The organism is Variovorax sp. GW823-FHT04F07 (assembly GCF_058795995.1).
This window is the reverse complement of record NZ_JBXAIG010000002.1, coordinates 1,041,236-1,053,299: the sequence shown is the minus strand read 5'-3', so window position 1 is coordinate 1,053,299 and position 12,064 is coordinate 1,041,236. Positions and strand designations below refer to the sequence as shown.

13 protein-coding genes are annotated in these 12,064 nt (G+C 67.5%); 6 read left to right on the top strand and 7 right to left on the bottom strand.

Annotated features, from left to right (window positions below):
* Nucleotides 1-154: 154 nt before the first annotated feature.
* The 4 genes from rplU to proB all read left to right on the top strand — a co-directional run bounded on the left by rplU (nucleotide 155) and on the right by proB (nucleotide 3,108).
* Nucleotides 155-466, top strand: coding sequence for a 50S ribosomal protein L21 (gene rplU / locus AC1RAA_RS14115; protein WP_062474515.1), 312 nt, complete (start codon nucleotides 155-157; stop codon nucleotides 464-466).
* Nucleotides 467-478: 12 nt separating this feature from the next.
* A complete protein-coding gene (gene rpmA / locus AC1RAA_RS14110; protein WP_013543198.1) occupies nucleotides 479-739 on the top strand; it encodes a 50S ribosomal protein L27 in 261 nt (86 codons plus the stop codon).
* A gap of 72 nt (nucleotides 740-811) precedes the next feature.
* Nucleotides 812-1,888, top strand: a complete 1,077-nt coding sequence (gene cgtA, locus AC1RAA_RS14105) for an Obg family GTPase CgtA (RefSeq protein ID WP_492728655.1) — start codon at nucleotides 812-814, stop codon at nucleotides 1,886-1,888.
* A gap of 80 nt (nucleotides 1,889-1,968) precedes the next feature.
* Nucleotides 1,969-3,108: a glutamate 5-kinase gene (gene proB / locus AC1RAA_RS14100; RefSeq protein ID WP_354342974.1), complete on the top strand. Its 1,140-nt coding sequence runs from the start codon at nucleotides 1,969-1,971 to the stop codon at nucleotides 3,106-3,108.
* A 37-nt stretch (nucleotides 3,109-3,145) separates the two neighbouring features.
* Here proB and AC1RAA_RS14095 read toward each other — a convergent pair whose 3' ends face one another.
* Both AC1RAA_RS14095 and AC1RAA_RS14090 read right to left on the bottom strand, forming a co-directional pair.
* Entirely contained in the window at nucleotides 3,146-3,739 is a 594-nt protein-coding gene (locus tag AC1RAA_RS14095; RefSeq protein ID WP_159274967.1) for a CNP1-like family protein, read from the bottom strand.
* A complete protein-coding gene (locus AC1RAA_RS14090; protein WP_099792345.1) occupies nucleotides 3,687-4,355 on the bottom strand; it encodes an RNA pyrophosphohydrolase in 669 nt (222 codons plus the stop codon). The genes AC1RAA_RS14095 and AC1RAA_RS14090 overlap by 53 nt, the downstream gene beginning before the upstream one ends.
* Nucleotides 4,356-4,490: 135 nt before the next feature.
* On the opposite strand from AC1RAA_RS14090, the gene AC1RAA_RS14085 reads away from it, so the two are divergent.
* Both AC1RAA_RS14085 and AC1RAA_RS14080 read left to right on the top strand, forming a co-directional pair.
* Nucleotides 4,491-6,236, top strand: coding sequence for a proline--tRNA ligase (locus AC1RAA_RS14085; RefSeq protein WP_492728658.1), 1,746 nt, complete (start codon nucleotides 4,491-4,493; stop codon nucleotides 6,234-6,236).
* On the top strand, nucleotides 6,233-6,889 hold the full coding sequence (locus tag AC1RAA_RS14080; protein WP_062474504.1) for a lytic transglycosylase domain-containing protein: 657 nt from the start codon (nucleotides 6,233-6,235) through the stop codon (nucleotides 6,887-6,889). Before AC1RAA_RS14085 ends, AC1RAA_RS14080 begins: the two co-directional genes overlap by 4 nt.
* Nucleotides 6,890-6,899: 10 nt before the next feature.
* Here the strand turns inward: AC1RAA_RS14080 and paeA are convergent, their stop codons facing one another.
* The 5 genes from paeA to hemA all read right to left on the bottom strand — a co-directional run bounded on the left by paeA (nucleotide 6,900) and on the right by hemA (nucleotide 11,988).
* Nucleotides 6,900-8,219: a polyamine export protein PaeA gene (gene paeA, locus AC1RAA_RS14075; RefSeq protein ID WP_492728660.1), complete on the bottom strand. Its 1,320-nt coding sequence runs from the start codon at nucleotides 8,217-8,219 to the stop codon at nucleotides 6,900-6,902.
* A gap of 92 nt (nucleotides 8,220-8,311) precedes the next feature.
* Nucleotides 8,312-8,641 carry a Grx4 family monothiol glutaredoxin gene (gene grxD / locus AC1RAA_RS14070; RefSeq protein ID WP_062474501.1) on the bottom strand — a complete coding sequence of 110 codons (330 nt, stop codon included), beginning with the start codon at nucleotides 8,639-8,641 and terminating at the stop codon, nucleotides 8,312-8,314.
* 32 nt (nucleotides 8,642-8,673) lie between these two features.
* Nucleotides 8,674-9,522: a peptide chain release factor N(5)-glutamine methyltransferase gene (prmC, locus tag AC1RAA_RS14065; RefSeq protein WP_492728662.1), complete on the bottom strand. Its 849-nt coding sequence runs from the start codon at nucleotides 9,520-9,522 to the stop codon at nucleotides 8,674-8,676.
* A complete protein-coding gene (gene prfA, locus AC1RAA_RS14060; protein ID WP_492728664.1) occupies nucleotides 9,522-10,610 on the bottom strand; it encodes a peptide chain release factor 1 in 1,089 nt (362 codons plus the stop codon). The genes prmC and prfA overlap by 1 nt, the downstream gene beginning before the upstream one ends.
* 106 nt (nucleotides 10,611-10,716) lie before the next feature.
* Nucleotides 10,717-11,988 carry a glutamyl-tRNA reductase gene (gene hemA / locus AC1RAA_RS14055; protein WP_139700143.1) on the bottom strand — a complete coding sequence of 424 codons (1,272 nt, stop codon included), beginning with the start codon at nucleotides 11,986-11,988 and terminating at the stop codon, nucleotides 10,717-10,719.
* Nucleotides 11,989-12,064 lie beyond the last annotated feature (76 nt).

The window sequence follows — 12,064 nt, the reverse complement described above, 5'->3', positions numbered from 1 at the left end:
AGGGCGGCCCTGGAGGCCGGAACGCGCGAATTATAGGGAGCCGTGCACGATTCCCTGGAGCGTCTCGGCGTCGGGGTGGTGAGTGTTCGCAAACCGCGCTATAATCTTGGGCTCTGCGGAATTCGCTGCGGAGACTCATTTCTAAGAGGTTTACATGTACGCGGTCATAAAAACCGGCGGCAAGCAGTATCGCGTTGCTTCCGGCGAGAAAATTAAAGTAGAACAGATTGCTGCGGACGTAGGCCAGGAAATCGTGATCGACCAGGTTCTGGCTGTCGGAAACGGCGCTGAAATCAAGGTTGGCACGCCCCTGGTGTCCGGCGCAACGGTGACAGTCACGGTGCTGTCGCACGGCCTGCACGACAAGGTTCGCATCTTCAAGATGCGCCGTCGCAAGCACTATCAAAAACGTCAAGGCCATCGCCAGCAGTTCACCGAACTGCAAATCGGCGCGATCGCCGGCTAAGGAGCACATTCCATGGCACAGAAAAAAGGCGGCGGCTCCACGCGAAACGGGCGCGATTCCAAGCCCAAGATGCTCGGCGTGAAGGCCTTCGGCGGCGAACTGATCAGCGCAGGCTCGATCATCGTGCGCCAGCGCGGCACCCAGTTCCATCCCGGCGTGAACGTCGGCGTGGGCAAGGACCACACGCTCTTCGCCCTGGTCGACGGCCACGTGTCGTTCGGTCACAAGGGTGCGCTGAACAAGCACATGGTCAACGTGACGCCCGCGGCCTAAGCCCCGCAGTCACTTCGATCTTTCCGAGGCCCCGCATTGCCGGGGCTTCTTCATTTGTAAACTGGACATCCCATGAAGTTCGTCGACGAAGCCTTCATCGACATCGCCGCGGGCGATGGCGGCAACGGCTGCGTGTCGTTCCGTCATGAGAAGTACAAGGAGTTCGGCGGCCCCAACGGCGGCGACGGCGGCCGTGGCGGCCACGTGTTCGCGGTGGCCGACTCGAACCTCAACACCCTGGTCGATTTCCGCTACTCGCGCCGGCACGAAGCCAAGCGCGGCGAGCACGGCATGGGCTCCGACATGTTCGGCGCCGCCGGCGACGACATCGTCCTCAAGATGCCTGTCGGCACGATCATCACCGACGCTGAGACGGGTGAGGTGTTGTACGAGCTGCTCAAGGACGGCGAGGTCATCACCATCGCCAAGGGCGGCGACGGCGGCTTCGGCAACATGCGCTTCAAGAGCGCGATCAACCGCGCGCCGCGCCAGAAGACGCCCGGCTGGCCCGGCGAGAAGAAGAGCCTCAAGCTCGAACTCAAGGTGCTGGCTGACGTGGGCCTGCTGGGTATGCCGAATGCCGGTAAATCGACGCTGATCAGCGCCGTTTCGAACGCCCGTCCGCGCATTGCCGACTACCCCTTCACCACGCTGCACCCGAACCTCGGTGTCGTGCGCGTCGGCCCCGAGCAGAGCTTCGTGGTGGCCGACCTGCCCGGTCTGATCGAAGGTGCCTCGGAAGGCGCCGGCCTCGGTCACCTGTTCCTGCGTCACCTGCAGCGCACCCGCCTGCTGTTGCACGTGGTCGACATGGCGCCGTTCGACGACAGCGTCGATCCGGTCGCCCAGGCCAAGGCGCTCGTGGCCGAGCTCAAGAAGTACGACGCGGCGCTGCACGAGAAGCCGCGCTGGCTGGTACTGAACAAGCTGGACATGGTGCCGGACGACGAGCGCGCCGCGTGCGTCAAGGACTTCGTCAAGCGCCTGCGCTTCAAGGGCCCCGTCTTCGAGATCTCGGCGCTCACGCGCGAAGGCTGCGAGCACCTGATCAAGGCCGTGTACCAGCAGGTCAAGGCGCAGCAGGTGGCCGAGCACGAAACCGTCGTGGTCGATCCGCGCTTCGTTCCGCTGCCGCCCGAAGGAAACTGAGGGCGTCGCGGCACCTTCGGTGCTGCAAAATGGATAGCAAGCAGCGCAGGCTGCATTCCTGAAACACGCCTTCTTTCTTCATGACCTCGAATTCCGGTTCCACTGCCTTGCGGGATGCCCGCCGTATCGTCGTCAAGGTGGGCTCCAGCCTCGTGACCAACGAGGGGCGCGGCCTCGACGAAGGTGCCATCGGCGAGTGGTGCCGGCAACTGGCCGAACTGGTGCGCGACGGGCGCGAAGTGGTCATGGTGTCGAGCGGCGCGATCGCCGAAGGCATGAAGCGCCTGGGCTGGAAGACCCGTCCGCACGAAGTGCACGAGCTCCAGGCCGCGGCAGCCGTCGGGCAGATGGGCCTGGCCCAGATGTACGAGACCAAGTTGCGCGAGAACCAGATCGGCAGCGCGCAGGTACTTCTTACGCACGCCGACCTCGCGGACCGCGAGCGCTATCTCAACGCACGCTCGACCCTGGTCACGCTGCTGCGCCTGGGTGTGGTGCCGGTGATCAACGAGAACGACACCGTCGTCAACGACGAGATCAAGTTCGGCGACAACGACACGCTCGGCGCGCTGGTCGCCAACCTGGTCGAGGCCGATGCCCTGATCATCCTGACCGACCAGAAGGGCCTGTACACGGCCGACCCGCGCAAGGACCTCGACGCGAAATTCGTGCACGAGGCCGCCGCAGGCGATCCGGCGCTCGAAGCCATGGCCGGCGGCGCCGGCTCGAGCATCGGGCGGGGCGGCATGATCACCAAGATCCTCGCGGCCAAGCGCGCGGCAGGCTCCGGCGCTTCCACGGTCATCGCCTGGGGCCGCGAAGCCGACGCGCTGCTGCGGCTCACGCGCGGCGAATCCATCGGCACGCTGCTGGTGGCGCAGACCGCCAAGCACCAGGCGCGCAAGCGCTGGATGGCCGATCACCTGCAGCTGCGTGGTGCCGTCATCGTCGATGCCGGTGCGGCTGCCAAGGTGCGCGGCGAAGGCAAGAGCCTGTTGCCGATCGGCATGACGGGCGTGTCGGGTGAGTTTTCGCGCGGCGACGTGATCGCGGTGCGCGACGTCGACGGCGTCGAACTGGCCCGCGGGCTGGCCAACTATTCGAGCGTGGAGGCCCGGCTGCTGTGCCGCAAGCCTTCGGCCGAGTTCGAGCGGCTGCTGGGCTACGCGGCCGAGCCGGAGATGGTGCACCGCGACAACATGGTGCTGATGCCCGGTTGATCGCCGCCAGGGCGGGGCGCCGTGCCCCGCCGCTGCTTCAGGGCAGTTCGCGCAGCGGGTTGCGGATGTTCTGCACCATCTCGTTGACCGAGCTGCGCGGTGCGTTGCCGCGGCACAGGCCCTGCGACGCCAGCGCCGGCACGTAGCTGGAGTTCATGTCCCTTACGCGCTTCCACTCGGGCGTCTTCATTTCCTGCCAGGCACCGTTGTTGAAGCGGGCATAGCTCTTCATCTCCGCCGTCGAGCAGCGCACGCCTTCGTAGAACGCATTGACGGCGCCACCGGCCCGGTTCTGCGCCACCACCACGTAGCGCACGATGCCGTCCTTCGTGATGGCGATCGTGTTCGGGTCGACGCCGAACTTCAGCGTCATGTAGGGCGGCATCGCGATCGGCAGCAGACGGCTTTCGCTGAAGGTCGGCGGCGGCGGCACCGCAGTTTCTTCCCACTCCTTGTCCTGCTCCGTGCTCTTGGGCGCGGGTGGCATGCCGGCCTGGGCCCAGTCGGGGTTGTCGGTGTCGTAGCCGCGGGAGGCGCAGGCGGCCAGCAGGCTGACGCAGGCGATGACGAGCGCACGCTCAGCGTGGCGTCGGGAAAGAAGAAGGCGCGCTGTTCTTGGGAGGAGGTTCATCGCTCGCAGAAGGAAGGTCGGGATGCGGATCGAAGCTGCCGCCGGGCGGCAGGTCGAGGCCCGCAGGTGCTCCATGGTCCAGCGTGTGGCGCTCGAATTCTCGGGCGCGCACGTTGCTGCGCAGGAAGCGGTTGCGGAAATCCTGCCGGGGCAGGTAGCGAGCAAGCTCGGTAAGCGCCATCTCGTAGACGCCGCGCTTGAACTCGACGACCACGTCGAGCGGGACCCAGTAGTCATGCCAGCGCCAGGCGTCGAATTCGGGATGGTCGGTGGCACGCAGGTTGAGATCCCAGTCGTGGCCGACAAGTTGCAGCAGATACCAGATCTGCTTCTGGCCTTTGTAGTGGCCCCGTGCGTCACGGCGGATGAACCGATCCGGCACCTCGTAGCGCAACCAGTCGCGGGTACGGGCCACGATGCGCACATGCTCCGGGTGGAGCCCGACTTCCTCGTGCAGTTCCCGGAACATGGCTTGCTCGGGACTTTCGCCACGGTCGATGCCGCCTTGCGGAAACTGCCAGGAATGCGTGCGTATGCGCTTGCCCCAGAAAACCTGGTTTCTCTGGTTGAGCAGGATGATGCCGACGTTGGGCCTGAAGCCGTCCCGGTCGAGCATAATCAAACCCCAATTTTTGAACTGAGTCGATTATGCATGCCGGGTTGCACTCGGCAAGCGACCGGTTCCGGGCTCTCAGGGTCTCTCCGGGGTGCCTGTCTCCCTCCTCACTTCGAACCCACCTGCGCGATCCCGATGAAAGCTTCCCGATTCTTTGTCTCCACCCTGAAGGAAGCGCCCGCTGACGCCGAGGTCGCGAGCCACCGCCTCATGATGCGGGCCGGCATGATCAAGAAGCTCGGCACGGGCATCTACACGTACATGCCCATGGGCCTGCGCGTGATCCGCAAGGTCGAGGCCATCGTGCGCGAGGAAATGAACCGCGCCGGCGCCGTCGAGCTCACGATGCCCGTGGTGCAGCCGGCCGAGTTCTGGCAGGAGACCGGCCGATTCGAGAAGATGGGCCCCGAGCTGCTGCGCATCAAGGACCGCCACGACCGCGACTTCGTGATCCAGCCCACCAGCGAAGAGGTGGTGACCGACATCGCGCGCCAGGAAATCCGCAGTTACAAGCAGCTGCCGAAGAATTTCTACCAGATCCAGACCAAGTTCCGCGACGAGCGCCGTCCGCGCTTCGGCCTGATGCGCGGGCGCGAGTTCATCATGAAGGACGCCTACAGCTTCGACCGCGACCTCGACGCGGCCAAGGCCAGCTACCAGGTGATGGCCCAGGCCTACCGCAACATCTTCGACCGCTTCGGCCTGCGCTACCGCGCCGTGGCGGCCGACAGCGGCGCCATCGGCGGCGACCTGAGCGAAGAGTTCCAGGTGATCGCCGCCACCGGCGAAGACGCCATCGTCTACTGCCCCGACAGCACCTACGCCGCCAACATGGAAAAGGCCGAGGCGCTGGCCCCGGCCGGCCCGCGCCCGGCCGCCGCCAACGCGCTCGAGAAGACGCCCACGCCCGGCAAGAGCACCTGCGCCGACGTGGCCGAGCTGCTCGGCGTGCCGCTGGCCACCACGGTCAAGTCGCTGGTGCTGGCCACCGACATCCTCGACGACGCCGGCAACATCCAGGGCGCGCAGGTCTGGCTGCTGCTGCTGCGCGGCGACCACGACATGAACGAGATCAAGGTCAGCAAGCTGCCCGGCCTGGACAAGGGCTTCCGCTTTGCCACCACCGCCGAGATCGACGAGCACTTCGGCTGCAAGCCGGGCTACCTCGGCCCGCTGAACCTCAAGAAGCCCGTCAAGCTCGTGGCCGACCGCGAGGCCGCCGTGCTGGCCGACTGGATCACCGGCGCCAACGAGATCGACTTCCACATGACCGGCGTCAACTGGGGCCGCGACCTGCCCGAGCCCGACCTGGTCGCCGACCTGCGCAACGTGGTCGCCGGCGACGCCTCGCCCGACGGCAAGGGCGTGCTGGCCATCGAGCGCGGCATCGAAGTGGGCCACGTCTTCGTGCTGGGAACCAAGTACAGCAAGGACATGAACGCCACCTACCTCGACGAAGGCGGCAAGCCGCAGTTCCTCGAGATGGGTTGCTACGGCATCGGCATCACGCGCCTGCCGGCCGCCGCCATCGAACAGAACCACGACGAGCGCGGCATCATCTGGCCCGACGCGCTGGCACCGTTCACGGTCGTGGTCTGCCCGATCGGCATGGACCGCAGCCCCGAGGTCAAGGTCGCGGCCGAAGCGCTCTACGAAGAACTGTTGGCCAAGGGCGTCGACGTGCTGCTCGACGACCGCGGCGAGCGCCCGGGCGCGATGTTCGCCGACTGGGAACTGATCGGCGTGCCGCACCGCGTGGTCATCTCCGACCGCGGCCTCAAGGAAGGCCAGCTCGAGTACCAGGGCCGGCGCGACACCGCCGCCACCAAGGTGCCCGTGGCCGGCATTGCCGACTTCATCGCCGGCAAGCTCGCGGCATGAGCGTGGCGGGGGGCCTTTCGCGACGCAGCTGCCTGCTGGGCAGCGTTGCGGCAGGCGCCCTGACGACACTGGCACTGCCCCAGGTGGCCTGGGCCGGCGCGCAGATCGAAGAGCCGCTGATCGACTCGGTGCGCACCGCGCTGAGCTCGGCCATCCACAACAAGGCGCCGCCGGTGCCGCAGTTCGCCGACACCGAGGCCCGCCTCGCGTACCTGCGGTGGCTCGGCGAGATGAGCGAGCGCCTGCGCAAGAAGGTCGCCGACCCGGCCACGCGCATCGAGTTCCTGCAGACCGTCTGGTACGAGGCCAAGCGCTCGGGGCTCGACGTGAGCCTGGTGCTGGGCCTGATCCAGGTCGAGAGCAACTTCCGCAAGTTCGCGGTTTCCAGTGCGGGCGCGCGCGGCTACATGCAGGTGATGCCGTTCTGGACCCGCGTGATCGGCGACAGCGACTCGGCCAAGCTGTTCCACATGCAGACCAACCTGCGCTTCGGCTGCGTGATCCTGCGTCACTACCTCGACCGCGAGAAGGGCGACCTGTTCATGACGCTGGGTCGCTACAACGGCAGCCGGGGCCGCGCGCCGTACCCGAACGCGGTGTTCGCGAACCAGCGGCTCTGGGCTTACGTCGACAGGGACCGCTCGGCGGCCTGAAGGTCGTCGCTCAGTCGGCGACCACCGCCTTGGCGGTCGCCGAGCCCTTGGTGACCATCACCTGGTCGATGCGGTAGCTGTCGACGTCCATCACCTCGAAGGTGTAGCCGCCCCAGGTCACGCTGTCCGTGCGCTTGGGCACGCGGCGCAGCATCACCATCAGGAAGCCGGCCAGCGTTTCGTACTCCTCGGCATGCGGCAACTCGTCGATGTGCAGCGCGCGCTGAACGTCCTGGATGGGCGTGATGCCGTCGATCAGCCACGAGTTCTCGTCGCGCTTCACGATCTGCTCTTCTTCGGGTGTCGAGGTCGACACCAGGTCGCCCATCACCGTGCTCATCACGTCGTTGAGCGTGATCACGCCGACCACCAAGCTGTACTCGTTGACGATGATCGCGAAGTCTTCGTGCGCCTGCTGGAACTGCTCGAGCACCTCGGTGAGCGAGAGGCGGTCGGGAATCACCAGCGCCTTGTGCAGCGTCAGGCCCTGGTCGAAGGCCAGCGGCTGGCCGCTGAGCACGCGCTGGAACATGTCCTTGGCATCCACGTAGCCCAGCACGTGGTCGATGTCGCCGTCGCACACGGGGTAGGCGGAATAGGGCTCGGCCACGATGCGCGCGCGCAGCACCGACTCGGGGTCATCGTGCAGGAACCAGGCGATGCTTTCGCGCGCGGTCATCACGCTGCTGACGAGGCGCGTGTCCAGCTCGAACACGTTGGCGATCACCTGCTGCTCGCGCGCCGCCAGCACGCCGGCCTGCGCACCCGCCTCGGTCATGGCGAGGATGTCGGCCGAGGTGATCTTGTCGTCGCGCGCCATCGGCATGCCCAGTACCTTGAACAAGAGGTCGGTCGCGCGCGTGAAGAACCACACCAGCGGCTTGAAGGCGGTGATCAGCAGCAGCATCGGCCCGACGATGCGCACGGCAAGCCGCTCGGGCGCGCTCATGCCCAGGCGCTTGGGGAACAGGTCGGCGAACACCAGGAACACCGCGATCACGATCACGAACGAGCACAGGAAGGCGATGTTGGACGCCACCTCGACGCTGAGCCAGTTCTCGAAGAAGCGGGCGAAATACGGGCTCAGCGAGCCTTCGCCCACCACGCCGCCGAGGATCGCCACGGCGTTCAGGCCGATCTGCACCACGGTGAAGTAGTGGCCCGGCTGCTCCTGCACGCGCAGCACTTTTTCCGCGCGCGGGTCGCCCTCGTCGGCCATCTGGCGCAGACGCAGGCGGCGCGAGGCGGCCAGGCAGATTTCGGCGAGGGAGAAGAAGGCGCTCATCGCGATCAGCAGCGCGATGATGAGCAGGCTTTGGGTGAGAGTCATGGCGGCACGTCGTAGACCGCCATGGTGCCATGACTGGCACCGGGTCCGGGCGCACGCGGGGCGCGGCGCCCGTCAAACAGGGAGCGGAAGGCTCAGGCGGACGCGCCGCCGCCGATCACCTGCTGCAGCTCGCCCGACTCGTACATCTCCATCATGATGTCCGAGCCGCCCACGAATTCGCCCTTCACGTAGAGCTGGGGGATGGTGGGCCAGTTGCTGTATTCCTTGATGCCCTGGCGGATGCCGTCGTCTTCGAGCACGTTGACGGTCTTGAGCGTCTTGGTGTCGACGCCCACGGCCTTGAGGATCTGGATGGCGCGGCCCGAGAAACCGCACATCGGGAAGCTGGCGTTGCCCTTCATGAAGAGCACGAGTTCGTTGGATTTGACGAGGTCGTCGATGCGTTGTTGAGCGTCGGACATGGGGACTCCTGAAGAAAAGTGGGCTGGGGGGATTATTTCACCGTGCGCCAGATGCCGCCGGAGCAGCGCGCGATGCCGGCGAGGTCGTCACGGCTTTGCACCTCGGCAAAGCCGCGGGTGGCCAGCAACTGGCGCACGGCCTCGGCCTGGTCGTGGCCGTGCTCTAGCAGCAGCCAGCCGCCTTCGGCCAGGTGGGCGGGCGCGTCGCGCACGATCTGGCGGATGTCGTCCAGGCCGTCGGCGCCCGCGACCAGCGCGCGGGTGGGCTCGTGGCGCAACGCGGGCAGGTGCGGATCGCCGGCGGCGATGTACGGCGGGTTGCTGGCGATGACCGCGTAGCCGTCGGCGGCGCCGTCGAGCCAGCTCGATTCGGTGAAGCGCACGGGCAGGCCCAGGCGCTGCGCGTTGGCCCGGGCCACCGCGAGCGCGTCGGCGCTGGCATCGACCGCGTCGACCTGCGCGTCGGGGCGCGCGTGCTGCAGCGCCAGCGCGATCGCGCCGCTGCCCGTGCCGAGGTCGAGCACGCGCGGGGCCGGGCGGCCATCGAGACAGGCGAGGGCCCACTCGACCAGCGTCTCGGTGTCGGGGCGCGGCACCAGCACGCGGGCGTCGACCTGCAGCTGCAGGCCGTGGAATTCCTTCTCGCCCAGCAGGTAGGCGACCGGCTCGCCCGCCGTGCGGCGCGACAGCTGGCGCGCGAACGCGGGCCAGGCCTCGCCGGGGAACGGGTCGGTGTCGTGCGCGAGCAGCCAGGCGCGGTCGTTCACGGGGCGGCCCAGCGCGTGCAGCAGCAGCAGCTGGGCGTCGAGGCGGTCGATGCCCAGGGCCATGGCCGCGGCCAGCGCCTGCGCCACGGTGGACGGTGCGGCGGCGTCGGTCATCACGCGGGCAGGCTCGATTCCAGCTCGGCCAGCTGCTCGGCCTCGCGCGCGGCGCGCAGCGCCTCGAGCACGTCGCCCAGGTCGCCTTCCATGATGGCCAGCAGCTTGTAGAGCGTGAGGTTGATGCGGTGGTCGGTGAGCCGGCCCTGCGGGAAGTTGTAGGTGCGGATGCGGTCCGAGCGGTCGCCGCTGCCGATCAGGCCCTTGCGCATGGCGGCGTCCTTGGCGGCGCGCTCGCTGCGTTCCTTCTCCTGGATGCGCGCCGACAGCACCTGCAGCGCCTTGGCCTTGTTGCGGTGCTGGCTGCGGTCGTCCTGGCACTCGGCCACGATGCCGGTCGGGATGTGCGTGATGCGCACGGCCGAGTCGGTCTTGTTGATGTGCTGGCCGCCGGCGCCGCTGGCGCGGTAGGTGTCGATGCGCAGGTCGGCCGGGTTGATCTGCACCGCCACGGTCTCGTCGGGCTCGGCCAGCACGGCGACCGTGCAGGCGCTGGTGTGGATGCGGCCCTGCGTCTCGGTGGCGGGCACGCGCTGCACGCGGTGGCCGCCCGACTCGAAGCGCAGGTGGCCGAAGACGTCGTCGCCCACGATGCGGATCACCACTTCCTTGTAGCCGCCGAGTTCGCTCTCGCTTTCGCTCACCACTTCGCAGCGCCAGCCGGCGCGCTCGCAGTAGCGCGTGTACATGCGCAGCAGGTCGCCCGCGAAGAGGGCCGATTCGTCGCCGCCCGTGCCGGCGCGGATTTCCATGAAGGCGTTGCGCGCGTCGTCGGGGTCCTTGGGCAGCAGGAGGCGCTGCAGCTCGTCTTCGAGCTGCACCAGCTCGGCCTCGGCGCCGGCGATTTCTTCCCTGGCCATCTCGGCCATGTCGGGGTCGTCGAGCATTTCTTTCGCGCCCGCGATGTCGGCCTCGCGCTGCTTGAAGCGCTCGTAGCGGCCGGCGATCTGCGTGACCTCGGCGTGCTCGCGCGAGATGGTGCGGTACTGCGCCATGTCGCTCATGATGTCTTCGCGCGAGAGCAGGAAGTCGAGCTCGCCCAGGCGTTGGGCGTAGCGTTCGAGTTGGTGGCGCAGAAAGGATTTCACGACGGAAGGGGCTCGAAAAAGGGGGAGGGGAACGCCGCAGTGCAGCGGCAGGGCGCATGGAAACCGCGGCCCGCGCGGCGAGCGGGGCCATCGACGCGCGTCGTCGCTAACGCTCTTTGCGCAGGAACAGGCGCGACAGCGTCTGCGCCGTCTGTTCGCGCGAGGCGGCATCGCCCGCGTGCAGCTCGGCCATGGCGCCGTGCATCATCTTCTGCGTGAGCCCGCGCGACATGGCTTCGAGCACCGCATCGATCGATTCGCCCTTGGCCAGCAGCTTGCGCGCGCGGGCCATCTCGGTGGCGCGCCATTCGTCGGCCTGCGCGTTGAGCTGCTGGATCAGCGGCACGGTGCCGCGCTGGCCCAGCCAGTGCATGAAGCTCTGCACGCCGGCGTCGATGATGACCTCGGCCTGCGCCACGGCGGCCTGGCGGTTGGCCTGGCCCTGCTGCACGACCTGGGCGAGGTCGTCCACGGTGTACAGGTAGATGTCTTCGAGGGCCTTCACTTCGGGCTCGATGTCGCGCGGCACGGCCAGGTCGACCATGAACATCGGGCGGTGCTTGCGTGCCTTGAGCGCGCGCTCCACGGCGCCCAGGCCGATGATCGGCAGCGTGCTCGCGGTGCAGCTGATGACGATGTCGAACTCGGCCAGCCGCGCCGGCAGGTCGGCCAGCCGCATGGCTTCGCCGCCGAAGCGCGAGGCGAGCTTTTCGCCGCGTTCCAGCGTGCGGTTGGCGATGGCGATGGCCTTGGGTTCCTTGGCTGCGAAGTGCGTGGCCGCGAGGTCGATCATTTCGCCTGCGCCGACGAACAGCACGCGCGTCTTGCGCAGGTCTTCGAATAGCTGGCCGGCCAGGCGCACGGCGGCCGCGGCCATGCTGATCGAGTGGGCGCCGATCTCAGTGGCGGTGCGCACTTCCTTCGCGACTGCGAACGAGCGCTGGAACAGCTGGTTGAGCGTGCTGCCGAGCGCGCCGGCGGTTTCGGCCGCGCGCACGGCGTCTTTCATCTGGCCGAGGATCTGGGCCTCGCCGAGCACCATGGAATCGAGCCCGCTGGCCACGCGGAAGGCGTGGCGCGCGGCTTCGTCGTCGTGCAGGGTGTAGGCGTGCGAGCGCAGCAGGGCGGGGGCCACGCCGCCGCTCTGGGCCAGCCAGCCGAAGGTGTGGTCGAGCGCGATGTGCTCGGAGGCGCAATAAATCTCGGTGCGGTTGCAGGTCGAGATGATCGCGGCTTCGACCTGCGGGTGGCTGCTGCTGCCAAAAGAACTGCGCAGGCTGTGCAGCGTCGGGGCGATCTGGTCGAGCGCGAACGCGAAACGACCGCGCAGATCGAGCGGCGCGGTCGTGTGGTTCAAGCCGAGAGCCCAGACTGACATGTCCATGATTATAAAATCAGCAGCCGGGCGAGGTTTGCCGAGGGGCAAATGGCTTTCCCTATGACAGCCATATGCG